Origin of the sequence: Agromyces excoecariae (genome assembly GCF_051715505.1) — a bacterium.
In the GTDB taxonomy this organism is placed as follows: Bacteria; Actinomycetota; Actinomycetes; order Actinomycetales; family Microbacteriaceae; genus Agromyces.
Genome location: NZ_JBPSLA010000001.1, coordinates 593,464 through 619,427 on the forward strand (window position 1 = coordinate 593,464; position 25,964 = coordinate 619,427).

A 25,964-nucleotide genomic window follows, 5' to 3' on the forward strand; every position below is an offset into this window, starting at 1 on the left:
CCCCGAGGCCGGTCGGCGGGGTGGGCGGGCACCGGTACGCTCGGGTCGCCCCTCGACCTCGCGGGCGCATCGATCCGCCATCCGATCCCCCGCGAGCCGACCCCCCGAGACCCGAAGGCACCCGTGACCCGACCCCGCCCCGCCCGGCGACGCACGACGCGCGCGCTCGCCGCGATCATCGGCATCTCCCTGTCCTGCGCGCTCACCGGATGCTCCGCCGACGAGCTCCTCGACGTCGTCGAGGTGATCGCGGCCGAGCTCGTCGAGCAGGCGTCGGACGGCGAACCGGGCGCGACTGCGGACCCGGGACCCTCCGCCCCCGACGGCGACCTCACCGCGGAGGAGTTGGACGCAGCGCGCGAGGCGCTTGCGGCGCTGCCGGTGAAGGGTCGTGCGCCCATGACCGGATACGAGCGCGACGCGTTCGGCCACGGCTGGATCGACGTCGATCGGAACGGCTGCGACACCCGCAACGACGTGCTCGCGAGGGATCTCGTCGACCCCGACCGGCCGGCCGGATGCCGCGTGCTCTCCGGGGTCCTCGACGACCCGTACACGGGCGCCGTGATCGAGTTCGTGCGCGGGCAGGGCACGTCGCAGCTCGTGCAGATCGATCACCTGGTGCCGCTCGCGAACGCCTGGGTGACCGGCGCGCAGCAGCTCACCGACGAGGAACGCGTGGCGTTCGCCAACGACCCGCTCAACCTGCTCGCGGTCGACGGGTCGGCCAACCAGCAGAAGGGCGCGGGCGACGCCGCGACCTGGCTGCCGTCGAACCGTTCCTTCCGATGCGAGTACGTCGCGCGCCAGGTCGCCGTCAAGCTCGCGCACGGGCTCTGGGTGACGCCGCCCGAGCACGACGCGATCGAGCGGGTGCTCGACGGCTGCCGCCCCGTCGCCTGAGCCGGCGTGCCGTGCGGGTTCAGCCGACGGGGTCGCCCGTCAGCGGATCGATCGCGACCGACGCGTCCTCGTACGGCGCGTCGAGCAGGACCAGGACGCGGACCGGTCGCCGGCCCTCCTCGTCCGCCACGGTCCAGCGCTCGACGAGGACGATCACCGAATCCGGGTCGAGGATGCCGGAGTGCTCGCGCGCGGCGTCGATGAAGTCCGGGATGCGGGAGAAGTCGACCTCGTCGACATCGAACAGGTCGCCGCGCGGGTCGTCGGGCTGGATCGGGTCGGGTCCGCCGTGCTCGGTTCGGTCGTAGCGGTACTCGTAGCCGTCGATCGTGAGCGCTCCGGGCTCGCTCGGCGCGGACGCCAGGGCGTAGTCGTCGTAGAAGCCGATCCGGACGAACACCGTGCCACCGGTCTCGTGGGCGAGCGCCTCGACGATCTCCTGGTGGCGGTCGCCGAGCGCGACGCCCGCCGAGGCCGGATCTCCGGACGCGAGCGCGCGGGTGATGCGGTGGATCGAGTCGAACGCCGGGACCAGCACCGCCACCGCCGCGACGACGGCGACGGTTCCGAGCAGCACCGAGCGCCAGACGTGGCGCGCCGAGCGTCGACCCGGCGCGGAGGCCGAGCGGCTCGACGTGCGCGCCGGAGACGTCACCCACGACGACACGGCCGAGCCGAGCGGGACCGTCCGCTCGGCTCCGCTGCGCAACTGCTCGGCGTCGCGACGCGCCGCCAGGTCGGGAGTCGGGTCGAGGTCGAGCACGACGTCGGCCGACGCCGCATCCGGTCGACGCACCACGATGATCGAGCCCGGCTGGAGTTCGTCGAGCGCAGCCCGGGCGACGGACGCGCGATGCGTCGTCGAGTAGGCGGCCCGGTCGGCCGGCGCCACCGTCAGGGTCAGGTCGACCTCGCTGCGGTCGGCTCCGCTCCGGCCGCCCGTGCGGTCGCCGGAGCGGTGCACGCGCTCGACGCGGGCGAGCGCGGGCTCGCCCGCGTCGCCGACCCCGGCCGGCACGGCCGCCGCGCGGGCCGGATCGAACGCACCCGCGCTGCGGAGCCCGGCGAAGACCGCCGCGACGATCGCGACGGGGAGGGACAGCGACCAGAGGATGATGTACCGCGGATCGCCGGTCGCGATCGCGCCGAGCACGCCGCCGACGGTGACACCCGCGGCGACGGCGGCGAGGAGCGCGAGCATGCGGAACCTCCGGGTACGTGGTCCGATCAGCATGCCCCGTCATGGCGACGTCGCGCACCCACCCGATCGGTGGACGGTTGCCCGAGCCCCGGCCCGGTGACGACCGCCGCTACTCGCCGACGGCCAGCGGGCGCTCGTCGAGCGGCTCCGAGCCGAACCCGGCGAGCGGCGCCGCCCCGAAGCCCACGAGCGACTTGGCCATGCAGATGCTCGCGGGCACGCCCACGTAGCGACCGAACGGCTCCACCCGGCGGTAGCCGTGCTTGGCGTAGAACGCCTGCGCGGGAAGGTGCTGCGTGCCGGTCTGCAGCACCAGTTCGCGGATGCCTCGAGCGCAGGCATCCGTCTCGACCCGATGCAGCAGCCGGCCCGCGATGCCGGTTCCGCGTGCCGGCTCGTCGACGTACATGCGGACGATCTCCGCGCGCCCCTGATCGTGCGTGCCGTCGTCGATGAGCGCGATCATGCCGACCGCGGTGCCGTCGTCGGTGCGTGCCACGTAGACGGTCGCGCCCGGGCGCGCGAGCTCGGCCGCATCGAGCTGCACGCACCCGCCGCCCGCGGGATAGAGCGCACGCGAGTACGACGAGCCTGCCTCGAGCAGGCGCGCGACCCCGGCCGCGTGCGGCGGCTCGATGGAGATCGACGGCGGTGTGGTCACGACGAGAGCGTACGTCAGTCGCGTTACCGCTCCGTTACGTTCCTGCGGCGGAATGCGACGTGGGGCGTATTCACAGGGGGGTGTCCGGTATCGTTGGCAGGTCGGTTCCAGGCACCGTGCACGTCGCACGGATGGGTTTGTGAGTCTTGAGGGCCGGTTCCACGCGCAGTCCGCGCGCGGATAGTCACCGTATGTGAACGGCCCCGGTCGACGATGCTCCCGGGTTCTCAGTCGTGCCGCGCTCGCGCGGCCGGTTGCCATGTACACGCAACCACAACCCAGGAAGCCCCGATGCCCAAGAACAAGAAGCCCGCCGGCGGTCGCCCCGCCAAGAACTTCGACCCCTCGTACGCGAAGAGCTCGCGCCGCAGCGCCACTCGCGCGGGCGGCTCGCACAAGCCGGGCTCTCGCAGCCCCGGCCACCGCGGCTACCGTCCCGAGGAGGCCGACGCCCCGAAGAACCGCTGGACGCGTGAGGAGCGCGTGGCCAGCGGTCGCACGCCGCACCGCGCGGAGCGCGCAGGACGCGATGAGCGCGCCGGTCGCGACGACCGCGGGCCGCGGTCCTTCGGCCGTGACGAGCGTGCGCCGCGTCGGTCCGACCGTGACGACCGTCCGGCCCGTTCGTTCGATCGGGATGACCGGGGTTCGCGTCGGTTCGACCGCGACGACCGTCCGGCCCGTTCGTTCGACCGGGGCGACCGCGCGCCGCGGCGCTCCGGCCGCGACGACCGCCCGTCGCGCCCGTACGAGCGCGACGACCGGGGTTCGCGCCGGTTCGACCGCGACGACCGTCCGGCTCGTTCGTTCGATCGGGATGACCGGGGTTCGCGTCGGTACGACCGCGACGACCGTCCGGCTCGTTCGTTCGATCGGGATGACCGGGGTTCGCGTCGGTACGACCGCGATGACCGTCCCGCCCGTTCGTTCGACCGCGACGACCGCGCGCCCCGGCGCAGCCGCGAGTTCGACCGCCCCGGCTTCCGCGACTCCGAGCGCCGCCCGTCGTCGTTCTACCCCGCGAACGACCGCACCGCCCGCGCCGACCGCAGCGATCGAGCCGACCGATTCCAGCCGGCCGACGACGTGGTGCTCGAGCGGCTCGAGGCCGACGCCATCGCGGCCGAGGCCGTCGACGGCATCCGCTTCGCCGACCTCGGGCTCGGAGGCAACATCGTCCGCGCCCTGAGCGAGCTCGGCGCGGAGTCGCCCTTCCCCATCCAGGCCGCGACCATCCCGGTCGTGCTCGAGGGCCGCGACGTCCTCGGCCGCGGCCGCACCGGCTCGGGCAAGACCATCGCGTTCGGTGCGCCGACCGTCGAGCGCCTCATGCAGGACTGGGCGGCGTCGGGCAAGTCCGGCGGCAAGCGCCAGATGGGCCGGAAGCCCCGCGCGCTGATCCTCGCCCCGACCCGCGAGCTCGCCCTGCAGATCGACCGCACCGTGCAGCCGATCGCGCAGAGCGTGGGCCTCTTCACGACGCAGATCTACGGCGGCGTCCCGCAGGGCCGCCAGGTCGGCGCGCTCCAGCGCGGCGTCGACATCGTGATCGGCACGCCCGGCCGCGTCGAGGACCTCATCGAGCAGGGCCGCCTCGACCTCTCCGAGATCATGGTCACGGTCCTCGACGAGGCCGACCACATGTGCGACCTCGGCTTCCTGGAGCCCGTGCAGCGCATCCTCCGTCGCACCCCGGCGGGAAGCCAGCGCCTCCTCTTCTCGGCGACGCTCGACACCGGCGTGGCCGCGCTCGTCGACGAGTTCCTCGTCGACCCGGCGGTGCACGAGGTCGCCGGCGAGGACCAGGCGTCGAGCACCATCGAGCACCGCGTGTTCGTCATCGACAACCGCGACAAGCGCGACATCGTGGCGAGCCTCGCCGACCGGAACGGCAAGACGCTGATCTTCTCGCGCACCCGCGCGTTCGCCGAGGACCTCACCATGCACCTCGAGGACGCCGGCATCTTCGCCGTCGCCCTGCACGGCGACCTGAACCAGGCCAAGCGCACGCGCAACCTGCAGCAGCTGACGAGCGGTCGGGTCGACGTGCTCGTCGCGACGGATGTCGCCGCCCGCGGGATCCACGTCGACGACATCGACCTCGTCATCCAGGCCGACGCGCCCGACGAGTACAAGACGTACCTGCACCGTGCCGGCCGCACGGGTCGCGCGGGCCGCGAGGGTCGCGTCGTCACCCTGATCCCCCGCAACCGCCAGCGTCGCCTGGCCGACCTCCTCGGCCGCGCCGAGATCGAGGTCGACTTCGAGGACGTCCGCCTCGGCGACGAGCTCCTCGCCGACCTCGGCCCGATCCGCACGGCGGCCCCCGCCCCCTCTGCGGCGGCCGACGAGGACGCACCGGTCGCGTAACGGCGACCCGTCGCGGGCGTCGTCCCGCGGCATCCGCCTGCCCCCACCGCACGAAGGCCCCGACCACCCGGTCGGGGCCTTCGTCGTCGGACCACGACGTGCTCGACTGGCGGATGCGGCATCCGTTGGGCATACTTACTGACTGAACGGTCGGTTGTGAATGCAGCCGGAACGGATGACGCGGACGCCGCACGGCGGCGTGCGACGGTCCCGACAACGCGGTCAGGAGTAGAGCATGGCGGAGGCGTATCTCGTCGGCGGGGTGCGGACCCCGGTGGGTCGGTACGGAGGCGCGCTCGCGAGCGTGCGGCCCGACGACCTCGCGAGCCTCGTCGTCGGCGAGGCGATCCGCCGTGCCGGGCTCGAGCTCGACGCGATCGAGGAGGGCGCGATCGACGAGGTGATCCTCGGCGCCGCGAACCAGGCCGGTGAGGACAACCGCAACGTCGCCCGCATGTCGGTGCTGCTCGCCGGGCTCCCCGACTCGGTGCCCGGGATGACCGTGAACCGCCTGTGCGCGTCCGGCATGTCGGCCATCACGATGGCCGCGCAGGCGATCCGGGCAGGCGACGCCGACCTCATCGTCGCCGGCGGCGTCGAGTCGATGACCCGTGCGCCGTGGGTCCAGGCCAAGCCCGAGAAGCCGTGGGCGAAGCCCGGCGAGGCCTACGACACGTCGATCGGGTGGCGCTTCCCGAACGCCAAGCTGCTCGCGCGCGACAAGGCCACGTACTCGATGCCCGAGACGGCCGAGGAGGTCGCGCGCATCGACGGCATCACGCGCGAGGAGGCCGACGCGTTCGCGCTCCGCAGCCAGCAACGTGCAGCCGCGGCGATCGACGCGGGCCGGTTCGAGGCCGAGATCGTCGCCGTGCCGACCGCGCGCGGCGAGGTGCTCGTCGACGAGGGGCCGCGCCGCGACACGTCGCTCGACGTGCTCGCCGGGCTCCGCCCGGTCGTGAAGGGTGGCAGCGTGGTCACCGCCGGCAACTCGAGCTCGCTGAACGACGGCGCCAGCGCGATCGTCGTCGCGAGCGCGTCGGCCGTCGAGCGCTACGGCCTCACGCCGCGCGCCCGGGTCGTCGTCGGCGCCTCCGCCGGGCTCGCGCCCGAGATCATGGGCCTCGGCCCGGTGCCGGCGACCGAGAAGGCGCTCGAGCGCTCCGGCGTCTCGCTCGACGACATCGGCTCGATCGAGCTCAACGAGGCGTTCGCGACGCAGTCGCTCGCCTCGATGCGCCGACTGGGACTCGACCCCGAGCGGGTCAACGCCGACGGCGGCGCGATCGCCCTGGGGCATCCACTCGGCTCGTCGGGGGCGCGCCTCGTCGTGACGCTGCTCGGCCGCATGGAGCGCGAGGGCTCGCGCTACGGCCTCGCGACGATGTGCGTGGGCGTCGGCCAGGGCAGTGCCCTGATCGTCGAGGGCGTGCGATGACCCCGCCGGATGTCGCGGTGTCGCCCGACGCGCCGAAGCCGCTCCTCGTCGAGCGCCGCGACGACCGCGTGGTCGCGACGCTCAACCGCCCCGACAAGCGCAACGCGATCGACCAGGCGACGATCGACGCGATCCACGCGCTGTGCGCGGAGCTCGAGGCCGACCCGCGCATCCTCATCGTCACCGGTGCCGACGGCGTGTTCGCGTCGGGCGCCGACATCGCCCAGATGCGCGAGCGCACCGCCGCCGACGCGCGCGCCGGCATCAACGCGAACGCGTTCATCCGCATCAACGAACTGCCGATGCCCGTCATCGCCGCGGTCGACGGCTGGGCGCTCGGCGGGGGCGCCGAGCTGGCGTTCGCCGCCGACATCCGCATCGCCACGCCCGACGCGAAGTTCGGCAACCCCGAGACCGGGCTCGGCATCATCCCGGCCGCGGGGGCGACCTGGCGGCTGAAGGAGATCGTCGGCGAGGCGCGTGCCGCCGAACTGCTCCTGACCGGTCGCATCGTCGACGCCGCCGAGGCGCTCTCGATCGGGCTGGTCACCGCGGTCCACCCCGCAGCCGACCTGGTCGCGGAGGCCCACGCGATCGCCGACCGCATCGCGAGGAACGACCCGGCCGCGACCATGGCGACCAAGCGCGTCATGCGCGCGCCGCGCGCCGACCACCCCCACGTCGACCTCGAGGAGCAGGCCGTGCTCTTCGAGAGCCCGGAGAAGCACCGCCGCATGACCGAGTTCCTCGAGCGGCGGTCGGCGAAGAGGAGCGCGAAGTGAACGACACCACCACGACGGCACCCGAGCGGGTCGGCGTCCTCGGCGGCGGCCGCATGGGCGCGGGCATCGCGCACGCGTTCCTCCTCGCCGGATCGCACGTCACCGTGGTCGAACGGGACGCGGATGCCGCCGATGCGGCCCGCACGCGGGTGCTCGACTCCGTCGCAGCCTCCGTCGCGCGCGGCACGACCGATGCGACCGCCGACGCGCTCGCCGATCGATTCGCCGTCGCGACCGATGTCGCCGGGTTCGACGGCTCCGACCTCGTCGTCGAGGCCGTGCCCGAGGACCTCGGCCTGAAGGTCGATGCGCTCACCCGCGTCGAGGCCGTACTGGGGGCGGATGCCGCGCTCGCGTCGAACACGTCGTCGATCTCCATCGACGAGCTCGCCGGGCGGCTCGACCGGCCCGAGCGATTCCTCGGCCTGCACTTCTTCAACCCGGTTCCCGCGTCGTCGCTCGTCGAGATCGTGCGCGGCACCGGCACCGACGGCGCGCTGGTCGAGGAGGCGCGCGGCTGGGTCGAGGCGATCGGCAAGGCGCCCATCATCGTGCACGACGCCCCGGGCTTCGCCTCGAGCCGGCTCGGCGTCGCGCTCGGGCTCGAGGCGATCCGCATGCTCGAGGAGGGCGTCGCCTCGGCCGAGGACATCGACACCGCGATGGTGCTCGGCTACAAGCACCCCGTGGGCCCGCTGCGGCTCACCGACCTCGTCGGACTCGACGTGCGGCTCGGCATCGCCGAGTACCTCGCGGGCGAGCTCGGCGAGCGATTCGAGCCGCCCGCCCTCCTGCGCCGCAGGGTCGCCGAGGGCAAGCTCGGTCGCAAGACCGGCGAGGGCTTCCACCTGTGGGACGCGCAGTGACGCGCGTCGCCGACACGACCGACACGACCGAGGAGACCCACATGACCGGCATCCTGCCCAGCTACGTCCGCGACGCGTGGTGGACGCCCGACGCCTCGGCCGAGGCATCCGCCACCGAGGTGCGCGACGCCTCGACCGGCGAGGTCGTCGCGCGCGTCTCGACCGAGGGCCTCGACCTCGGCGCGGTGCTCGAGCACGCCCGCACGGTCGGCCAGCGCTCGCTCGGCGAGCTCACGTTCCACCAGCGCGCCGTGCTGCTGAAGCAGATGGCCCTCGTGCTCACCGAGCGCAAGGCCGAACTGTACGAGCTCTCCGCACGTACCGGCGCGACCAAGCGCGACTCGTGGGTCGACATCGACGGCGGCATCGGCGTGCTCTTCACCTACTCGTCGAAGGGTCGCCGTGAACTGCCGAACGCGAAGGTCGTCGTCGACGGCCCCGTCGAGCCGCTCTCGAAGGACGGTTCGTTCATCGGCCGCCACGTCTACACGCGCCTGCCCGGCGTGGCCGTGCAGATCAACGCCTTCAACTTCCCCGTGTGGGGCTCGCTCGAGAAGTTCGCGCCCGCGTTCCTCGCCGGCGTGCCGACGGTCGTGAAGCCCGCGACGCCGACCGGCTACCTCGCCGAGGCGTTCGTGCGGATCCTCGTCGAGTCGGGCCTCCTGCCTGCGGGCTCCCTCCAGCTCGTGTCGGGCAGCGTGCCCGACCTGTTCGACCACCTGCGCGTGGGCGACCTCGTCGCCTTCACCGGGTCGGCGTCGACCGCCGAGCGTCTCCGCGCCCACGATTCGGTCCAGACCGGCGGCGTCCGGTTCACCAGCGAGACCGACTCGATCAACGCGTCGGTGCTCGGCACCGACGCCGTGCCCGGCACGCCGGAGTTCGACGCGTACGTCACGCAGCTCGTCGTCGAGATGACCTCGAAGGCCGGGCAGAAGTGCACGGCGATCCGCCGCGCGATCGTGCCCGCCGCGTCCGTCGATGCGGTCGTCGACGCGGTTCGGGCGCGACTGGCCGAGAAGGTCGTCGTCGGCGACCCGCGCACCGAGGGCGTCACGATGGGGCCGCTCGCGTCGCTCGCGCAGCGCGACGAGGTGCTCCGCCAGGTGCGCCGGCTTCAGGAGGCCGGCGGCGAGCTCGTGATCGGCTCGATCGAGGCGCCCGAGGGCGTGGGCGCCGACGGCGCCTTCGTCGCGCCGATGCTCCTGAGCTTCACGGATGCCACGGCCGACGCGGTGCACGAGGTCGAGGCGTTCGGCCCCGTGGCATCCGTCATCGCCTACGACACCATCGACCAGGCGGTCGACCTCGTCGCCCGCGGAGGCGGCTCGCTCGTGACGAGCGTCGCCACCCACGACCCGGACGTCGCGGTCGCACTCGCGTCCGGGATCGCCGCGATGAACGGCCGCCTCCTCTTCCTCGACCGCGACGACGCGCGCACGTCGACCGGCCACGGCTCGCCCGTGCCGCACCTCGTGCACGGCGGCCCCGGCCGCGCCGGCGGCGGCGAGGAGCTCGGCGGCATCCGCGCCGTCTTCCACCACATGCAGCGCACGGCCGTGCAGGGCTCGCCCGCGATGCTGACCGCGCTCACGGGCGTCTGGCACTCGGGCGCCGCAGCGCGACCGTACGCGGAGTCGGGCGACGTGCACCCGTTCCGCAAGTCGCTCGCAGAGCTGCGCATCGGCGACCAGGTCGCGTCGCCCTCGCGCACCGTGACGCTCGAGGACATCGAGACGTTCGCGAACTTCACGGGCGACACGTTCTACGCGCACATGGACGAGGCGGCCGCGGCGGCGAACCCGTTCTTCCCCGGTCGCGTCGCGCACGGCTACCTGCTCGTGTCGTGGGCTGCCGGCCTGTTCGTGGACGCCGCGCCCGGGCCGGTGCTCGCGAACTCGGGCCTCGAGAACCTGCGCTTCATCACGCCGGTCTCGCCCGGCGACGAGATCCGCGTCGAGCTCACGGCGAAGCAGATCACGCCGCGCGAGACCGACGAGTACGGCGAGGTGCGCTGGGACGCGGTGCTGAAGAACCAGCGCGACGAGATCGTCGCGACCTACGACGTGCTGACGCTCGTGGCGAAGGAGCAGGCGCCCGACGACGCGGCCGCCGACCGTGCCGAGGTCGCGCAGGCGGAGGCGCAGCCGGCGTGACCCGGTGAGCGGGCCGTCGGGCGGGTCGCGCCGCGCTCACCGCGCTCGCGACTCGACCGCCGGGAACGCTCAGCCGCGCAGCGCGAGCGCGAACGGCAGCACGTCGGTCGCGCCCGCACGGCGGAGCTCGCGGGCCGCGATCGTGAGGGTCCAGCGGCTGTCGGCGAGGTCGTCGACGAGCAGTACGCCGGCGGCCGGCACGTCGAGGGCGTCGGCCGAGAAGCGGTTCCAGGTCCCGGCGAGCCGGAACGCGCTGTTGCCGCCCGGGCCGCCCGTCGGGCCGCCATCGACGAGGGCGAGTTCGCCGAGGTAGGGCAGGCGGCCGACCTCCGCGAGCCCGAGCGCGAGCGAGCCGACGAGCTGCGGGCGCGAGCGCGACGCGACGGATGCCACCGCCACGGGCCGCTCGCCCCAGCCCCACTCGGCGAGCACGCGAACGCACGCGTCGAGCACGCGCGGCGGCAGAGGCGCGTCAGGGGCATTCGGTGCGAAGAGCTCGCGGAGCGTCGAACCCCAGCCGAGGTCGGTGAGTCGCGCGAGCGCGCGGCCCTCCGCGGCCTGCTCGCCCGGAGCGATGCGCCCCTTCACGGGCACGCCCAGCCGGTCGGCCCCGGTGGGCCACGCACGGCGAGGTTCGATCGGCACACCCACCCGGTCGAGGGCGGACGCGGCGGCGGCCGCGGCATCCGCATCGACCTCGCCCGGGTACCAGGCGCCCGCGCATCGGTCGCAGCGGCCGCACGGTGCGGCCGTGTCGTCGTCGAGGGAGCGCTGGAGGAAGGCCATGCGGCACCCGTCGGTCTGCTCGTACTCGAGCATGTGGCGCTGCTCGGCCTCGCGTTCCTCGGCGATGCGCCGGTAGCGCTCGGCGTCGTAGCTCCACGCCTCGCCGGTGGCGACCCATCCGCCCTGCACGCGGCGCACCGCGCCGTCGACGTCGAGCACCTTGAGCAGCAGCTCCAGCGGCGTTCGGCGGAGGTCGACGCGCGCCTCGAGCGCCGGCGTCGAGAGCGGCACGTCGGAGAGCTCGTCGATGACGCGACGCGCACGCTCCTCGTCGGGCATCGACGCAGTCGCGAAGTAGTGCCAGATCGCCGGGTCCTCCCGGCCGGGGAGGAGCAGCACGTCGGCGTTCTCGCTCGCGCGGCCCGCGCGGCCGACCTGCTGGTAGTACGCCACCGGTGACGACGGTGCGCCGAGGTGCACGACGAAGCCGAGGTCGGGCTTGTCGAAGCCCATGCCGAGCGCGCTCGTCGCGATGAGCGCCTTGACCTCGTTGCGCTTCAGCAGTCCTTCCGACTCCTCGCGCTCCTCGGGGTCGGTCTGCCCCGTGTAGGCGCGCACGTCGTGGCCGCGCTCGCGCAGGACGCGCGCGGTGTCGACGGCCGCCGACACCGTCAGCGCGTAGACGATGCCCGAGCCCGGGAGGTCGTCGAGGTGGTCGATGAGCCACGCCAGGCGGCCCGTCGAGTCGGGAAGCCGAAGCACGCCGAGCCGCAACGAGGATCGGGCGAGCGGGCCGCGGATCGTGAGCACGTCGGAACCCAGCTGCTCCGCGACATCCGCAACGACCCGGCTGTTCGCGGTCGCCGTCGTCGCGAGCACCGGCACGTCGGCCGGGATCTCGGCGATCAGGTCGCGGAGGCGCCGGTAGTCGGGCCGGAAATCGTGCCCCCAGTCGCTGATGCAGTGCGCCTCGTCGACCACCAGCATGCCGAGCCGGCGCACGAGCGAGGGCAGCTGCTGTTCGCGGAAGGACGGGTTGTTCAGCCGCTCGGGCGAGACGAGCAGCACGTCGACCTCGTCGGCGTCGAGACGGGCGAGGACCTCCTGCCACTCGTGCGCGTTGGCCGAGTTGATCGAGACGGCCCGCACGCCCGCGCGCTCGGCGGCCGCGACCTGGTCGCGCATGAGGGCGAGCAGCGGCGAGACGAGGATCGTCGGACCGCCGCCACGACGGCGGAGCAGAAGCGTCGCGACGAAGTAGACGGCCGACTTGCCCCACCCCGTGCGCTGCACGACGAGTGCCCGCCGACGGCCGGCGACGAGCGCCTCGATCGCCTCGAACTGGCCGTCGTGGAACTCGGCGTCGTCGCGGCCCACGAGCTCGCGGAGCGCGGCGAGCGCCTCGGCGCGGAGGTCGGAGGAGCTGGCCGGGTCGGGGGTGGGCATGCGACCAGCCTTCCGCATGCGGCTGACAGCCCGGCGGGCACCCTTGCGGAACACGGATGTTAGTGACTAACATTCACGCATGACCACCACGCCCACGGCGAGACGCCTCCGCACGCGGCAGCGCCTCATCGACCACGGACTCGACCTCATCGAGCGGCAGGGATACGACCAGACCTCGGCCGCCGAGATCGCGCGGGCCGCGGGCGTCACCGAGATGACGTTCTTCCGGCACTTCGCCACGAAGGAGCAGCTCGTGCTCGAGGACCCGTACGACCCGTTCCTCGCCGAGGGCATCGGCGACCAGCCGCGCGACCTGCCGCCGCTGCGACGCGCCGCACGCGGCATCCGGGCGGCCTGGCGCGCGCTGCCCGAACCCGAGCAGCCCGAGATCCGGCGGCGCGTGCGCATCGCGGCGCGCACCCCGGCGCTTCGAGGCGCCATGTGGCGGAGCACCGGCAACACCGAGCAGGCGATCGTCGCGCGGCTCGTCGCCGACGGGGCGCCCGCGTTCGAGGCGCGCGCCGCGGCATCGGCCGTGATCGCGGCGCTCGTCGCGGGCCTCTACGCGTGGGCCGACGGCGAGATCGACACGCTCGGCGCGGCCATCGAGCGCGCCCTCGACGTCGTGGCGGGCGAGTCATGAGCGCCGCACTCCGGTTCGAGGCACGCGACGTCTCGCGTGAGTTCCGCGGCGGCGCGGGCGTGCACGGCATCGACCTCGACGTCGCCGCGGGCGAGATCCACGCGCTCGTCGGGCTCAACGGCGCCGGCAAGACCACGCTCATGCGGCTGCTCCTCGGCATGCTGCGGCCCGACACCGGCACCGTGCGCGTGTGCGGCGTCGAGGCCGGCCGAGCGGATGCCGCGACATGGGCACGCGTCGGCCAGCTGGTCGAGCACCCGCTCGCCTATGCGGAGCTGACCGGCCGCGCGAACCTCGAGGTCGCGGCGCGGCTGCACGGGGTCGACCGCCGGGGCGCGGCGGCGGCGGTCGACCTGGCGATCGAGGAGTTCGACCTCGGGCGCTACGCCGGGGTCCGGGCGAGCCGCCTCTCGCTCGGCAACCGCCAGCGCGTCGGCATCGCGGGCGCGCTGCTGCACGAGCCCGAGGCGATCGTGCTCGACGAGCCGACGAACGGGCTCGACCCGGCGGGCGTGATCGTCCTGCGCGAGTCGCTGCTCCGCCGGGCGGCGACGGGTGCGGGCATCCTCGTCTCGAGCCACCACCTCGACGAGGTCGCGCGCGTCGCCGACCGGATCACGGTCGTCAACGACGGTCGGGTCATCGGGTCGCTCGACCCTGCCGGCTTCGACCTCGAGCGGGCGTTCTTCGCCCTCGTCCACGGCGACGACGAGACCCGGAGGGCCGCGGCATGAAGAGCGCCAGCACTCGTCGCCTCGGTTCCGAGGCGGGCCCGCGCCGCGCAGCGCTCTCCGGCTTCGCGATCGCGGTGGTCGTCGAGCGGCGCAAGGCCACGGCCTCGCGCGTCATGGCCTCGATCACGGTGCTCCTCGTCGTCGGCGTGGGCGTACTCGCGCTCGGGATGCTGCTGGCCGCGGCATCCGGCGACGAACAGGTGGTCGCCAAGCTCGGCCCGCTCGCCGGCGTGCCCGGGTGGGCCGGCCTCGTCGGCGTCGTGCTGCAGATCACCGCAGCGGCCGGGGTGCTCGCCTTCGGCGTCGCGCTCAGCTGGATGTTCGGCCGCGAGTTCGCCGACGGCACCGTCGCGGCGCTCTTCGGCCTGCCGGTGTCGCGGCCCGCGATCGCGCTCGGCAAGCTCACCGTCTACGTCGCGTGGTCGGTCGTCGTCGCGGCCGCGCTCACGGGCGTCGTCGCGATCGTCGGGTTCGCGATGAGCTTCGGTGCGACGGATGCCGCGGGCGTCGCCGAGCTCGTCCGCCTCCCGGTGCTCGTGGTGCTCTCCGCGCTCATCGCCGTGCCGGCCGGGTGGGTCGCGACGATCGGGCGGGGCCTGCTCCCCGGGATCGCCGCGACCGTCGGCATCATCGTGGTGGCGCAGGTCTCCGCGATCGCCGACGTCGGCGCATGGGTGCCGTTCGTCGCACCCGCGCTCTGGGCGATCGCGCCCGACGCCGTGCCCGCCGCGGCCCTGCTCGTCGTGCCATCGGTGCCGCTCGTGTTCGGTGCGCTGTGCATGCTCGCGTGGTCGCGGCTGCAGCTGGATCGCTGAGGGGGCATCGGCCCGACGCCGGGCGCGCCTCGGCCTTCCCGGGACATCGCCCGAACTTGACCGCGCCCTCCCCGCCGGTCACGCTGGACCGCATGCCCCACCAGCACCCGCTCCACGCCGACGTCGACGTGCCCTGCCTCTGCTGCGGGAGCGTCCAGCGCTTCCGGTTCGCCTCGTCGTCCGACCAGGTGGTGTGCGCCCACTGCCGGTCGCACCTCGGCCCGGAGCGGGCGGAGCAGCGCGACCGCGAGCACATCGCGCTCTGGCGCGGCATCCTCGAGGCGCACGATCGTGAGGCGGGAGCGGCGGCCGACGCAGCGGCGGAGGCGTCCGCCGCGGCGGCCGAGACCGTCGCACGGCTCACCGCCGAGCGCGACCAGTTGCGCGCCGGGGCCCTCGACGGCACGACCGAGGCCGGTGCCGCCCTCGGCGAGCAGCTCCGAGATGACCGCGTCCGCCGCGCCGAGCGGGCGACGCAGCTCATCGCGAAGCGCGTCGACACCGCGATGGTCGCGCTGTGGCGCCTGCAGGCGTTCCACCACCCCGACCCGCGGAAGCCGGGGACCTGCACGTGCGGCCGCTCGCTGCCGGCGTGCGGCGAGAGCCGCGTGCTCGAGGGAGTGCGGCAGGAGATGCTCGACTGGGAGCGGCGCAACCTCGACCTGCTCCGCGCGGGCGAGCGCCACGGGCTGCCGCCCGAGCATCCCGACGTGGCGAGCGGCGCCGGCAGCCGCTGAGGCCGGACGACGTGCCCGGCGCCTGGCGCCGGTGCCGGGTCGTCGTCAGCATCGGCGGGTGCCGGGCCGACGCGACCCGCCGATCGTGACGACGAACCGGATGATGGGGCCGGACGGCGCCGGCGGAGGTCAGGCGCGCGGGGCACCCGCCGGCACGCGGATGCCGTCGAGCGCGACGGCCACGACGTCGTCGGCAAGCCGCGCGGCATCCTCGCGGCCACCGGGCCGGTACCACTCGACGATCGAGTTGATCATGCCGAACAGCAGTCGCTCGACGATGCGCACGTCGATGTCTGAGCGCAGCGAGCCCTCGGCCTGCGCCTCGGCCACGAGCGAGGTGACCCGCTTGTCGAACGCGCGCCGACGAGCGAGCGCGCGCCGCTCGACCTCGGTGTTGCCGCGCACGCGCAGCAGCAGCGTCACATACGGCAGCTGGTCGACGAGCACACGGACCGCGCCGCGGAGCACGCCGTCGAGCCGGTCGGCGGCGCTGCCCCCCGCGGCCTCGGTCTCGTCGAGCACGCCCTCGAGCGAGCTCAGCGCCTGGTCGAGCGCACGATCGAGGATCTCGTCCTTCGAGGTGAAGTGGTGGTAGATCGCCGACTTCGACAGGCCGAGGCGGTCGGCGAGCACGCCCATCGAGGTCGCGTCGTAGCCGTACTCGTTGAAGGCGGCGACGGCGACCTCGAGGATGCCCTGCTGGTCGTACCCGGGGCGTCCCCGTCGGAGCGTCGCGTTGCCTGACATCCCGTCAGTCTCGCATCCCCGCCGGCGCACGCGGAGAAAGGACGCGATTCGGTGTCGGGAGCGGCGCTCGAACGCCCGCTTCCGTCCGAAGTGCGGCGCCCGCGGCGCCGGCGGCGAGGCCGCACATCAGTTCGGCTCGCGAAGGTCGTAGACGCGCTTGTACTTGCCCTCGCTGCGCGGCAGCGTGCCCGGCTCCTCGAGTCGGACCGTCACCGACGAGCCGACGAACTCCTTGATCCGCCCGGCGAGCACGACGGTCGCCGCCCGGCACGCCTCGACCTCGAGGTCGGGGTGGCGTTCGATGCGGACCGTGAGGTCGTCCATGTGCCCGGTACGCGTGAGCTCGAGGATGAAGTGCGGCGTCAGGTGCTCGATGCCGAGCACGAGCTCCTCGATCTGCGTCGGGAAGAGGTTCACGCCGCGCAGGATGATCATGTCGTCGTTCCGGCCCGTGATCTTCTCGATGCGGCGCATCCCGGGGCGCGCCGTGCCCGGCAGGAGCCGGGTCAGGTCGCGCGTGCGGTAGCGGATGACCGGGAACGCCTCCTTCGTCAGAGACGTGAAGACGAGTTCGCCCTTCTCGCCGTCGGGCAGCGGCTCCCCGGTCTCGCCGTCGATGACCTCGGGCAGGAAGTGGTCCTCCCAGACGTGCGGGCCGTCCTTCGTCTCGATGCACTCGTTCGCGACGCCGGGGCCCATGACCTCGCTGAGGCCGAAGATGTCGACGGCGTCGATCCCCATGCGCTCCTCGATGCGGCGGCGCATCTCGTTCGTCCACGGCTCGGCGCCCAGGATCGCGGTCTTCAGCGACGTCGAGCGCGGGTCGATGCCCGCCTCCTCCATCGCGTCGGCGATCGTGAGCAGGTAGCTCGGCGTGCACATGATCGCGTCCGGCTCGAAGTCGCGGATGAGCTGCACCTGGCGCGCGGTCTGGCCGCCCGACATCGGGATGACGGTCGCGCCGAGCTTCTCGATGCCGGCGTGCGCGCCGAGCCCGCCCGTGAAGAGGCCGTAGCCGTAGGCGTTGTGCACCTTCATGCCGGGGCGCACGCCGGAGGCGCGCAGGCAGCGGGCGACGAGCGTCGCCCAGCGGTCGAGGTCGTCGTGCGTGTAGCCGACGACCGTGGGCCGGCCGGTCGTGCCGGAGGAGGCGTGGATGCGGGCGACCTGCTCCATCGGCACGGCGAACATGCCGAACGGGTAGGTCTGCCGCAGGTCCTCCTTCGTCGTGAAGGGGAGCTTCGCGACATCCGCCAGCGTCTGGATGTCGTCGGGGTGCACGCCGTGCTCGTCGAACTTGCGGCGGTACAGGGGCACGTTCTCGTAGGCGTGGCGCACGGTCCACTGCAGGCGCTCGAGCTGGAGGGCCTCGATCCCGGCGCGCGACAGGCGCTCCTCGGGGTCGAGCTCGTCGAGCGCGGGCGGCACGAGGCCCGACACGATGGGCCGGATCTCGTCGGTGCTGTGCGGAAGGGTCGTCGTCGACACGGTGGCTCCCGGGGGTCAGATGGTGCGGTTGGTGGAGATCGAGCGGCCGCGGAACTCGGCGACGGCGTCGCCCAGCTCGTCGACGACCGTCACGTCGTAGAGGCCCGTGCGGCCGCTGCGGGCCCGGCGCACCGCGGTGGCGGTGAGCGTCTGCCCGGCGACGGTGGACTTCAGGAAGGTGATGTCGGCGCCCGCGGCGACGGTGACCCGGTGGTCCTCGTTGCAGGCGATCGCGAAGGCCGTGTCGGCCAGCGTGAAGACGAGTCCGCCGTGGGTGATGGCGAACCCGTTGGTCATGTCCTCCCGGACGCGCATCGAGACGACCGCGTGACCGGGGTCGTCGCGCTCGACGACCATGCCGAGCATGGCCGAGGCGAGGTCGCGCTGCATCATCTCGCGGTTGAGGCGATCGGATGCCGCGGCATCCGCCTGCTCGTCGGCGGGTCGATCGGCGCCGTGGCGTTCGGTCGCGACATCCGTCATGCGCTGCTCCTCATCGAGTGCGGGGGAGTCGCCGGCGGCCCTGATTGCCCCGGCGCAGATCCTCAGCATATACTAACTGAACGATCGGTTGGTAAAGTGGTCCGACACCGCACCCGCCGGTCCCGAGAGCATTGGAGTCGACGATGACCGCACCCGCCGACCTGACCGTGGTCGAGAACGAGGAAGCGCAGGCGCGCTTCGACGACCTCATCGCGCAGGACTCGCGCATCGAGCCGCGCGACTGGATGCCCGACGCGTACCGCAAGACGCTGATCCGCCAGATCAGCCAGCACGCGCACTCCGAGATCATCGGCATGCAGCCGGAGTCCAACTGGATCTCGCGCGCCCCGAGCCTCAAGCGCAAGGCCATCCTCATGGCCAAGGTGCAGGACGAAGCGGGCCACGGCCTCTACCTCTACTCCGCCGCCCAGACGCTCGGCATCGGCCGCGAGGAGATGATGCAGCAGCTCATCGAGGGCCGCGCGCGCTACTCGTCGATCTTCAACTACACGACGCCGACCTGGGCCGACATGGGAGCCATCGGATGGCTCGTCGACGGCGCGGCGATCTGCAACCAGGTGCCGCTCTGCCGCGCGTCGTACGGCCCGTACGGCCGCGCCATGGTGCGCATCTGCAAGGAGGAGTCCTTCCACCAGCGGCAGGGCTTCGAGATCCTGCTGGAGCTCATGCAGGGCACCGAAGCCCAGCGCGAGATGGCGCAGGACGCGGTCGACCGCTGGTACTGGCCCTCGCTGATGATGTTCGGGCCGCCCGACGACGAGTCGCCGAACTCGGCGCAGTCGATGGCGTGGAACATCAAGCGGTTCTCCAACGACGACCTGCGCCAGCGCTTCGTCGGCATGCTCGTGCCGCAGGCCGAGGTGCTCGGCGTCACGCTCCCCGATCCGAACCTGAAGTGGAACGAGGAGCGCCAGGCGTACGACATGAGCGAGATCGACTGGCACGAGTTCCACGAGGTGCTCGCCGGCCGCGGTCCCGCGAACGCCGAGCGCCTGCGCCGCCGCCGCGAGGCCCACGAGGAGGGCGCGTGGGTGCGCGAGGCCGCCGCCGAGTACGCCCGCAAGCAGGCCGCGAAGGCCGCGGCCGCCGCCTGACCCGCGGCCGGCGCAGAACGGCGCCGGCCCCACCAGACCCGCGATCCGCGACGGAGCGGACCGAGACGAGGAGACGAGATGAGCACCCCCGGCGAGACCGGCACCGAGGCCTGGCCCCTGTGGGAGGTCTTCGTGCGCGCCAACCGCGGACTGAGCCACGTGCACGTCGGGTCGCTGCACGCGCCCGACGCCGACATGGCCGTGCGCAACGCCCGCGACCTGTACACCCGACGCAACGAGGGCGTGTCGATCTGGGTCGTGCCCGCCGACGCCGTCACCACGAGCGACCCCGACGCCAAGGGCGCGTTCTTCGAGAGCCCGGCCGGCAAGAACTACCGGCACGCGGTGTACTACACCAAGTCCGAAGGGGTGAAGCACCTGTGAGCGCCGAGACCCACGGCGGCGACCTCGACCCGCACGGCGACGTCACGGTCGACCGCGTCGCCCTCGCCGAGGAGCTCGCGGGTGCCGCGGCCGGTGCCGGCCGCGCAGCCTCCGCCGACGTCGCGGCGTACGCGCTCGGCCTCGGCGACGACGCGCTCGTGCTCGCCCAGCGCCTCGGCGACTGGATCACCCGCGCCCCCGAGCTCGAGGAGGACGTCGCGCTCGGCAACATCGCGCTCGACCTGCTCGGCCACGCGCGCTCGCTGCTTCACTACGCGGGCACGCACGACGGCCGCAGCGAGGACGACCTCGCGTACTTCCGCGACGAGCCCGAGTTCCGCAACCTCTGGCTGTTCGAGCAGCCCAACGGCGACTTCGCGCACACCATCGCCCGGCAGCTCGTCGCGTCCACCTACCTGGTCGAGCTCCACCGGCGCCTCGAGGCGTCGACGGACGCCACGCTCGCCGCGATCGCCGCGAAGGCGTCGAAGGAGGTCGACTACCACCGCGACCACGCGATCCAGTGGACGCTCCGCCTCGCGGGCGGCACCGACGAGTCGCGCCGCCGCATGATCCGCGCGGTCGAGCAGACCTGGCCCTACGTCGAGGAGCTCTTCCGCGACGACGAGGTCGTCGTGCGGCTCGCCGAGGAGGGCGTGGCGCCGCTGCCCTCGTCGCTCCGCGAGCCCTTCGACGCCGTGATCGACGCCGTGTTCGCCGAGGCGGAGCTCGCACGCCCCGAGGGGCGGCTCGCGTTCACCGTCGACGGCCGCGGTCGCGAGGGCCGGCACACCGAGCACCTCGGGCCGCTCCTCGCCGAGATGCAGGTGCTCGCACGCGTGCACCCGGGGGCGTCGTGGTGACCGCGGCCGAGGCACGGCCCGGCGCCGGCGTCGACCCGGATGCCGCGGCATCCGTCGCGCGACCCGTGCCGAGCGACCCCGCCGCGCGGGCAGCCTGGGACGTCGCCGCGACCGTGACCGATCCCGAAGTGCCGGTGCTCACGATCGAGGACCTCGGCGTGCTGCGCTCGGTCGCCGTCGACGACGACGGCGCCGTGCACGTCGAGCTCACGCCGACGTACAGCGGGTGCCCCGCGATGGACGCCATGCGCGACGACGTCGTGCTCGCGCTCACGCACGCCGGGTACGACGAGGTCGACGTGCGCATGGTGCTCGCGCCCGCCTGGACCACCGACTGGATGAGCGAGTCCGGCAAGGACAAGCTCCGGAAGTACGGCATCCAGGCGCCGTCGGGCCAGGCGCCCGTGCGCGACGCCGGGCCCATCCGCCTGCAGATGGCGGTCAAGTGCCCGCGCTGCGACTCCCTGAACACCCGCGAACTCGCCCGCTTCGGCTCGACCTCGTGCAAGGCGCTCTACGAGTGCCGCGATTGCCTCGAGCCCTTCGACTACTTCAAGGTGCTCTGATGGCCGCGATCAACCTGGGCTCCACGGGAGCCCCCGCCCGCGACGCCGCGGGCACGCTGACGACGGATGCCGCGATCGCCGACGCGTTCCTCCAGAGCGCGGTCGGCGGCGACACCGCTCCCAAGCGCCGTCGGGCGCGGTTCCACTCGCTCGAGGTCGCCGAGGTGCGTCCGCTGACGGACGACTCGGTCGAGGTCACCTTCGCGGTGCCCGACGAGCTCGCCGACGACTACGCCTACCTCCCCGGGCAGTACGTCGCGCTGCGGCGCGACTTCGACGGGCACGAGCTGCGCCGCTCCTACTCGATCTGCCGGCCACCGGTGCGCGGGAGCGTGTCGGTCGCGATCAAGCGCGACCTCGGCGGGCGCTTCTCGACGTGGGCGAACAGCGAGCTCGCGGCCGGCGACCGCATCGACGTCATGAGCCCGCAGGGCACCTTCACGTCGGGCCTCGACTCGCTCGACGGCAAGCACGTCGTCGGCATCGCCGCGGGTTCGGGCATCACCCCGCTCATGGCGCTCGCGCACACCGTGCTCGCCCGGTCGGATGACGCGCGGTTCACGCTCGTCTACACGAACCGCTCGACGCGCGACGTGATGTTCCTCGAGGAGCTCGCCGAGCTGAAGGACCGCTACCCGGCACGGCTCGCGCTGCACCACGTGCTCTCGCGCGAGCAGCGCACCGCGCCGCTGCTCTCGGGCCGCATCGACGCCGACAAGCTCGAGCGCATGCTCGACGCGCTCATCCCGCCGGCGACGGTCGACGAGTGGTTCCTGTGCGGGCCGTTCGAGCTCGTGCAGCTCGCACGCGACACGCTCGAGGCGCGCGACGTGCCCGCCGGCCGGGTGCGGTACGAGCTCTTCACGACCGACGCCGACCGGGCGACCGAGCCCCGGCACGGTCGCCCGGTCACGGTCGAGCGCGGCGAGCCGACCGTCGCGATCGAGTTCACGCTCGACGGCCTCTCCTCGAGTGTGGAGAGTCCCGTCAGCGCGAACGAGTCGATCCTCAACGCGGCGCTCCGCGTGCGTTCCGACGTTCCGTTCGCCTGCGCGGGCGGCGTCTGCGGCACCTGCCGTGCACGCGTCGTCGACGGCAGCGTGAACATGACCGAGAACTACGCACTCGAACCCGAGGAGCTCGAGCGCGGATACGTGCTCACCTGCCAGTCGCACGCGACATCCGACCGCGTCGTGGTCGACTACGACGTGTGAGCGGCTGACCACCCACCCGACCGCCCGCTGCGCGCTTCCGCGACGACCGCGCCGCCCGGGCCGCGCGCCGTCGCGAACCGCGCACTCGATGAGGAGAAGGACACGGATGATCGAGCTCGAGATCCAGGACGGCGTCGCCGAGATCACGCTGAACGCCCCCGCCAAGCTGAACGCACTGGACGAGGCGGCGCTCGCCGAGCTCGGCGAGGCGTACGACCAGGCCGAGTACGCGAGCGTGCGCGCGCTCGTGCTGCGCGGCGAGGGCCGCGCGTTCTGCGCCGGACGCGACATCGCGGGCGTCGACCCGCGCGACGACGACGTGCAGGGCTACCTCGGCGGCCGCGTCGAGCCGCTGCTGAAGCGGATGTCGCGCTTCCCCGCGCCCACGTTCGCCGTCGCGCACGGAGCGTGCCTCGGCGTGGGCCTCGGCCTCCTCATCGCGAGCGACATCGTGTACGTGGCCGACACCGCGAAGGTCGGCTCGCCGTTCAAGAACCTCGGCGCGACCCTCGACTCCGGCGGGCACGCGCTCTTCGTCGAGCGCCTCGGCGCGCACCGCACGATGGACCTCATCGTCACCGGTCGGCTCATGTCGGGCGCCGAGGCGGTCGCCGCCGGCCTCTTCTCGAGGGTGTTCCCGGCCGACGAGGTGCTCGAGGCGACGCGAGCGGCGGCTCGGGAGGCGGCATCCGGTCCCACCCAGGCCTTCATCGCCTCCAAGCGCCTCGTGGCCGACCTGCGCGACCACCGGCACGGGCTGTGGGCGTCGATGTCCGACGAGAACCGGGCGCAGGCGGCGCTCTGCGACACCGACGACTACCGGGAGGGCTTCGCCGCGTTCCAGGAGAAGCGCACGCCGCAGTTCACGGGTCGCGGCTGAGGATTTTCGCCCCGTACGGGGGGCAGACCGCCCGCCGCATCCGCCCGTACGATCACGGGGACCGGCGTCACCGGCGCCGAGTTCGTACCTGAGCAGACTCGTGAGAACCGTACTCGTCCTCCTCGCCGTACTCCTGACCGCAGCCGTGTCGGGACCGCTGCCCGAGCCGCGCGCGGCGTTCGCCCAGCCTGCCGGGGTCGCGACCGCGGTGAACGCCGCCGTGCCGCCGCCCGTCAACGAGGTCGTGCTCGAGAATCGGCTCGGCGGCGACTCGTCCTGGCGGATCCCGTGGGCCGGATACTCGCTCGCCACCGACACCGACCTCGCCGTCAAGGGCTACGCGTCTGCGGTCAGCGTCGAACAGGGCGAGTCGGTCGGGCTCCACGTCCACGTCGCGTCCGCGGGGTCGACCCGCTACGACGTCTACCGGCTCGGCTGGTACCAGGGAATCGGCGGACGGCGCATCACGGGCGGGACGTTCAACGCGACGCCGCAGCCGGCGTGCGGGACGCTCATGCCCGAGGGGACGATCACGTGCGACTGGGCGAGGTCGGTCGAACTGCACACCTCGGAGGCGTGGGCCAGCGGGGTCTACGTCGTCGTGCTGACGCGCGGAACGAAGCAGAACTACGCCTCGTTCGTCGTCCGCGACGGCGACCGGACCGGGGCGCTCGTGCACCTCCAACCCACGTTCACCTACCAGGCGTACAACAACTTCCCGGCCGACGGGCGAACGGGCAAGAGCCTGTACTCGTTCAACTCGTTCGGCGCGACCACGATCGCTGGGGACACCAGCGGCGTCAAGGCGAGCTTCGATCGTCCGTACGCCAACGCCGGCGCCGCGCTGATCGTCGCGGAGGAAGCCCCGATGATCCGCTACGCGGAGTCGCGGGGCTTCGACGTCACGTACGCGACCGACCTCGACCTGCACCTCGACCCCGGCCTCCTCGGCGGGCAGGAGGGGATGCTCTCCGTCGGGCACGACGAGTACTGGACCGGCGAGATGTTCACCGCCGCCGAACGTGCCAGGGACGCCGGCGTCGACCTCGGGTACCTCGGCGCCAACAACATGTACTGGCAGGTGCGGCTCGAGCCGTCCGAGACGACGGAGGTCGCCGACCGCGTCCTCGTCTGCTACCGCAGCGCCGAGCTCGACCCGGTGAAGGACGAGACCCGGACCGTCATGTTCCGGGAGCTGCCGCGACCGGAGCAGCCGGTCGTCGGGCAGGCGTTCCCCAACATCGACGGCACGGGCCTGGTCGGCTCGGACGCGGCGTGGCGCGTCCGGCAGTCCGATCACTGGATGTACCGCGGTACCGGCCTGCGCGACGGGTCGACCATTCCCGGCCTCGTCGGCATCGAGATCGACCGCCGGCTCCCGCAGCAGCCGGCGCCGACGGTCCTCGACGGGACCTCGCTCGCCGTGCTCGCCCAGTCGCCGTTCGTCGCCCGCAACGGGCTTCAGGGCATCCAGGAGTCGACGTTGTACCAGGCGCCGTCATCCGCCCGCGTCTTCAGCGCAGGCACGTTGAACTGGACGCAGGGACTGATGGGCGGGGACATCACGCCCCAGCAGAGCGTGCGCACGATGACGACCAACCTGCTCGCCCGCTTCACCGGCATGCGGGTCGACGCGTCGACCGAGCGCGTCGGCGGCAGCGACCGGTACGGCACCGCCGTCGCCCTCTCGAAGCACGGCTTCCCCGCCGGCGATGTCCCCGTCGCGTTCCTGGCGACGGGTGCGAACTTCCCGGACGCGCTCGCCGCGGCCGCGGCCACCGGCGGAGCCGGCCCCGTCCTGCTGGTTCCCGGGCAGACGATCCCGCAGGCGGTGCTCGACGAACTCGCACGCCTCCGGCCCGCGAGCCTCGTCGTCTCGGGGGGCCCGTCCGTGGTCTCGAACGACGTCCTCGATCGGGCATCGGAGGCGGCCGGCGTCGCCGCCGTTCGGGCATCGGGCGCCGACCGGTACGTCACCGCGGCGGATGTCTCGGAGCGCACGTTCGCCCCGGGCGTCCCGGTGGCCTACGTCGCCGCGGGCACCGACTTCCCCGACGCGCTGTCGGCAGGGACCGCGGCGGCGCAGCTCGGCGGGCCCGTCCTGCTCACGGCGCCGAACGCGCTCCCCGACGCGACGCTCGCCGAGCTCGACCGGCTCGACCCGCAGCGCATCGTCGTCGTCGGCGGGACGGGAGCGGTCTCCGAGGGCGTCCGATCGCGGCTGACGCCGCTCGCCCCCCAGGTGACGAGGCTCGGCGGCGTCAACCGGTACGAGACGGCGATGTTGGTGGCGCGCGACCTCGCCGGACCAGCGTTCGCAGACACCGTGGGGCTCGCGACCGCACTGAGCTTCCCTGACGCCCTCGCGGCCGGACCCGTGGTCGCGGCGTCCGGAGGTTCGCTGCTGCTCGTGGGCGGGTCGGTGACTCCGGAGCTCGCCGAGGAGCTCGTCCGATCGGATCCGCGCGTCGTGCTGCTCTCGGGTCTCCAGGGGGCGATCCCCGACAGCGTGGCCCAGCAGGTGGCGGCCCTGTTCGCGCCCGACGCCACGCCGTTCGAGGCTCCGGTGGCTCGCCGGGCCCAGCCGAACGACCCGACGGTTCCCGACACGGGTCCGGACACCGAGTACGCCGACCCGAGCCTGCGTCCCGAGCTTCCGTGGCTCGACGACCCGCCCGCCGAGTGGCAGTACGTTCCCGGATCGGCCGGCTGAGGTCGCGCGACCTGCCGCGCCCGTGCTGAGCTC

Annotated in this window: 23 protein-coding genes; 17 read left to right on the forward strand and 6 right to left on the reverse strand. The window is 73.2% G+C overall.

The annotated features are described in order from the left end of the window. The first annotated feature begins 123 nt into the window (after positions 1-123). Entirely contained in the window at positions 124-903 is a 780-nt protein-coding gene (locus ACSJD1_RS02780; protein ID WP_438853786.1) for an HNH endonuclease family protein, read from the forward strand. Positions 904-922: 19 nt separating this feature from the next. On the opposite strand, the gene ACSJD1_RS02785 is transcribed toward ACSJD1_RS02780, so the two are convergent. Together ACSJD1_RS02785 and ACSJD1_RS02790 are read right to left on the reverse strand one after the other, a co-directional pair. Beyond that, complete coding sequence (locus ACSJD1_RS02785; protein WP_438853787.1) at positions 923-2,104, reverse strand: hypothetical protein; 1,182 nt, start codon at positions 2,102-2,104, stop codon at positions 923-925. A gap of 109 nt (positions 2,105-2,213) precedes the next feature. Beyond that, the gene (locus ACSJD1_RS02790) at positions 2,214-2,765 is read right to left on the reverse strand and encodes a GNAT family N-acetyltransferase (protein ID WP_438853788.1); all 552 of its coding nucleotides are present in this window, start codon (positions 2,763-2,765) and stop codon (positions 2,214-2,216) included. A 291-nt stretch (positions 2,766-3,056) separates the two neighbouring features. Between ACSJD1_RS02790 and ACSJD1_RS02795 the strand changes: the two genes are divergently transcribed. From ACSJD1_RS02795 to paaZ, 5 genes are all read left to right on the forward strand, one after another. Further along, complete coding sequence (locus tag ACSJD1_RS02795; RefSeq protein ID WP_438853789.1) at positions 3,057-5,135, forward strand: DEAD/DEAH box helicase; 2,079 nt, start codon at positions 3,057-3,059, stop codon at positions 5,133-5,135. Between the two features lie 235 nt (positions 5,136-5,370). Beyond that, positions 5,371-6,573 carry a thiolase family protein gene (locus ACSJD1_RS02800; RefSeq protein WP_438853790.1) on the forward strand — a complete coding sequence of 401 codons (1,203 nt, stop codon included), beginning with the start codon at positions 5,371-5,373 and terminating at the stop codon, positions 6,571-6,573. Then, on the forward strand, positions 6,570-7,355 hold the full coding sequence (locus tag ACSJD1_RS02805; RefSeq protein WP_438853791.1) for an enoyl-CoA hydratase/isomerase family protein: 786 nt from the start codon (positions 6,570-6,572) through the stop codon (positions 7,353-7,355). Before ACSJD1_RS02800 ends, ACSJD1_RS02805 begins: the two co-directional genes overlap by 4 nt. Then, positions 7,352-8,221, forward strand: coding sequence for a 3-hydroxyacyl-CoA dehydrogenase family protein (locus ACSJD1_RS02810; protein ID WP_438853792.1), 870 nt, complete (start codon positions 7,352-7,354; stop codon positions 8,219-8,221). Before ACSJD1_RS02805 ends, ACSJD1_RS02810 begins: the two co-directional genes overlap by 4 nt. A gap of 41 nt (positions 8,222-8,262) precedes the next feature. Continuing rightward, the gene (paaZ, locus tag ACSJD1_RS02815) at positions 8,263-10,377 is read left to right on the forward strand and encodes a phenylacetic acid degradation bifunctional protein PaaZ (protein WP_438854112.1); all 2,115 of its coding nucleotides are present in this window, start codon (positions 8,263-8,265) and stop codon (positions 10,375-10,377) included. Positions 10,378-10,446: 69 nt separating this feature from the next. Here the strand turns inward: paaZ and ACSJD1_RS02820 are convergent, their stop codons facing one another. Next, on the reverse strand, positions 10,447-12,549 hold the full coding sequence (locus ACSJD1_RS02820) for a RecQ family ATP-dependent DNA helicase (RefSeq protein ID WP_438853793.1): 2,103 nt from the start codon (positions 12,547-12,549) through the stop codon (positions 10,447-10,449). Between the two features lie 79 nt (positions 12,550-12,628). Between ACSJD1_RS02820 and ACSJD1_RS02825 the strand changes: the two genes are divergently transcribed. The 4 genes from ACSJD1_RS02825 to ACSJD1_RS02840 all read left to right on the forward strand — a co-directional run bounded on the left by ACSJD1_RS02825 (position 12,629) and on the right by ACSJD1_RS02840 (position 15,478). Continuing rightward, the gene (locus tag ACSJD1_RS02825; protein ID WP_438853794.1) at positions 12,629-13,192 is read left to right on the forward strand and encodes a TetR/AcrR family transcriptional regulator; all 564 of its coding nucleotides are present in this window, start codon (positions 12,629-12,631) and stop codon (positions 13,190-13,192) included. Then, complete coding sequence (locus ACSJD1_RS02830) at positions 13,189-13,926, forward strand: ABC transporter ATP-binding protein (RefSeq protein ID WP_438853795.1); 738 nt, start codon at positions 13,189-13,191, stop codon at positions 13,924-13,926. Before ACSJD1_RS02825 ends, ACSJD1_RS02830 begins: the two co-directional genes overlap by 4 nt. Continuing rightward, entirely contained in the window at positions 13,923-14,741 is an 819-nt protein-coding gene (locus tag ACSJD1_RS02835) for an ABC transporter permease (protein WP_438853796.1), read from the forward strand. Before ACSJD1_RS02830 ends, ACSJD1_RS02835 begins: the two co-directional genes overlap by 4 nt. A 92-nt stretch (positions 14,742-14,833) precedes the next feature. Next, positions 14,834-15,478 (forward strand): hypothetical protein, encoded by a 645-nt coding sequence (locus ACSJD1_RS02840; RefSeq protein WP_438853797.1) that lies wholly within the window; start codon positions 14,834-14,836, stop codon positions 15,476-15,478. A gap of 129 nt (positions 15,479-15,607) precedes the next feature. Here the strand turns inward: ACSJD1_RS02840 and ACSJD1_RS02845 are convergent, their stop codons facing one another. The 3 genes from ACSJD1_RS02845 to paaI all read right to left on the reverse strand — a co-directional run bounded on the left by ACSJD1_RS02845 (position 15,608) and on the right by paaI (position 18,196). Next, on the reverse strand, positions 15,608-16,225 hold the full coding sequence (locus ACSJD1_RS02845) for a TetR/AcrR family transcriptional regulator (protein ID WP_438853798.1): 618 nt from the start codon (positions 16,223-16,225) through the stop codon (positions 15,608-15,610). A 126-nt stretch (positions 16,226-16,351) separates the two neighbouring features. After that, positions 16,352-17,653, reverse strand: coding sequence for a phenylacetate--CoA ligase PaaK (gene paaK, locus ACSJD1_RS02850; protein ID WP_438854113.1), 1,302 nt, complete (start codon positions 17,651-17,653; stop codon positions 16,352-16,354). Between the two features lie 75 nt (positions 17,654-17,728). Next, positions 17,729-18,196, reverse strand: coding sequence for a hydroxyphenylacetyl-CoA thioesterase PaaI (paaI, locus tag ACSJD1_RS02855; protein WP_438853799.1), 468 nt, complete (start codon positions 18,194-18,196; stop codon positions 17,729-17,731). Positions 18,197-18,339: 143 nt separating this feature from the next. Between paaI and paaA the strand changes: the two genes are divergently transcribed. From paaA to ACSJD1_RS02890, 7 genes are all read left to right on the forward strand, one after another. Then, complete coding sequence (paaA, locus tag ACSJD1_RS02860; RefSeq protein ID WP_438853800.1) at positions 18,340-19,311, forward strand: 1,2-phenylacetyl-CoA epoxidase subunit PaaA; 972 nt, start codon at positions 18,340-18,342, stop codon at positions 19,309-19,311. Between the two features lie 78 nt (positions 19,312-19,389). Continuing rightward, on the forward strand, positions 19,390-19,695 hold the full coding sequence (paaB, locus tag ACSJD1_RS02865) for a 1,2-phenylacetyl-CoA epoxidase subunit PaaB (protein WP_067948099.1): 306 nt from the start codon (positions 19,390-19,392) through the stop codon (positions 19,693-19,695). Then, positions 19,692-20,558: a 1,2-phenylacetyl-CoA epoxidase subunit PaaC gene (gene paaC / locus ACSJD1_RS02870; protein ID WP_438853801.1), complete on the forward strand. Its 867-nt coding sequence runs from the start codon at positions 19,692-19,694 to the stop codon at positions 20,556-20,558. Before paaB ends, paaC begins: the two co-directional genes overlap by 4 nt. A gap of 65 nt (positions 20,559-20,623) precedes the next feature. Further along, positions 20,624-21,124 carry a 1,2-phenylacetyl-CoA epoxidase subunit PaaD gene (gene paaD, locus ACSJD1_RS02875; protein WP_438854114.1) on the forward strand — a complete coding sequence of 167 codons (501 nt, stop codon included), beginning with the start codon at positions 20,624-20,626 and terminating at the stop codon, positions 21,122-21,124. After that, positions 21,124-22,338, forward strand: a complete 1,215-nt coding sequence (paaE, locus tag ACSJD1_RS02880) for a 1,2-phenylacetyl-CoA epoxidase subunit PaaE (RefSeq protein ID WP_438853802.1) — start codon at positions 21,124-21,126, stop codon at positions 22,336-22,338. Before paaD ends, paaE begins: the two co-directional genes overlap by 1 nt. Positions 22,339-22,444: 106 nt before the next feature. Then, entirely contained in the window at positions 22,445-23,218 is a 774-nt protein-coding gene (locus tag ACSJD1_RS02885) for an enoyl-CoA hydratase/isomerase family protein (RefSeq protein WP_438853803.1), read from the forward strand. Between the two features lie 100 nt (positions 23,219-23,318). After that, on the forward strand, positions 23,319-25,931 hold the full coding sequence (locus ACSJD1_RS02890; protein ID WP_438853804.1) for a N,N-dimethylformamidase beta subunit family domain-containing protein: 2,613 nt from the start codon (positions 23,319-23,321) through the stop codon (positions 25,929-25,931). Positions 25,932-25,964 lie beyond the last annotated feature (33 nt).

Excerpts from the sequence above, each read along its gene's own strand:
- ACSJD1_RS02785 (WP_438853787.1), bottom strand. The coding sequence starts at position 2,104 with ATGCTCGCGCTCCTCGCCGCCGTCGCCGCGGGTGTCACCGTCGGCGGC.
- ACSJD1_RS02795 (WP_438853789.1), top strand. The coding sequence starts at position 3,057 with ATGCCCAAGAACAAGAAGCCCGCCGGCGGTCGCCCCGCCAAGAACTTC.
- ACSJD1_RS02800 (WP_438853790.1), top strand. The coding sequence starts at position 5,371 with ATGGCGGAGGCGTATCTCGTCGGCGGGGTGCGGACCCCGGTGGGTCGG.
- ACSJD1_RS02805 (WP_438853791.1), top strand. The coding sequence starts at position 6,570 with ATGACCCCGCCGGATGTCGCGGTGTCGCCCGACGCGCCGAAGCCGCTC.
- paaZ (WP_438854112.1), top strand. The coding sequence starts at position 8,263 with ATGACCGGCATCCTGCCCAGCTACGTCCGCGACGCGTGGTGGACGCCC.
- ACSJD1_RS02820 (WP_438853793.1), bottom strand. The coding sequence starts at position 12,549 with ATGCCCACCCCCGACCCGGCCAGCTCCTCCGACCTCCGCGCCGAGGCG.
- ACSJD1_RS02825 (WP_438853794.1), top strand. The coding sequence starts at position 12,629 with ATGACCACCACGCCCACGGCGAGACGCCTCCGCACGCGGCAGCGCCTC.
- ACSJD1_RS02830 (WP_438853795.1), top strand. The coding sequence starts at position 13,189 with ATGAGCGCCGCACTCCGGTTCGAGGCACGCGACGTCTCGCGTGAGTTC.
- ACSJD1_RS02835 (WP_438853796.1), top strand. The coding sequence starts at position 13,923 with ATGAAGAGCGCCAGCACTCGTCGCCTCGGTTCCGAGGCGGGCCCGCGC.
- ACSJD1_RS02840 (WP_438853797.1), top strand. The coding sequence starts at position 14,834 with ATGCCCCACCAGCACCCGCTCCACGCCGACGTCGACGTGCCCTGCCTC.
- ACSJD1_RS02845 (WP_438853798.1), bottom strand. The coding sequence starts at position 16,225 with ATGTCAGGCAACGCGACGCTCCGACGGGGACGCCCCGGGTACGACCAG.
- paaI (WP_438853799.1), bottom strand. The coding sequence starts at position 18,196 with ATGACGGATGTCGCGACCGAACGCCACGGCGCCGATCGACCCGCCGAC.
- paaA (WP_438853800.1), top strand. The coding sequence starts at position 18,340 with ATGACCGCACCCGCCGACCTGACCGTGGTCGAGAACGAGGAAGCGCAG.
- paaB (WP_067948099.1), top strand. The coding sequence starts at position 19,390 with ATGAGCACCCCCGGCGAGACCGGCACCGAGGCCTGGCCCCTGTGGGAG.
- paaE (WP_438853802.1), top strand. The coding sequence starts at position 21,124 with ATGGCCGCGATCAACCTGGGCTCCACGGGAGCCCCCGCCCGCGACGCC.
- ACSJD1_RS02885 (WP_438853803.1), top strand. The coding sequence starts at position 22,445 with ATGATCGAGCTCGAGATCCAGGACGGCGTCGCCGAGATCACGCTGAAC.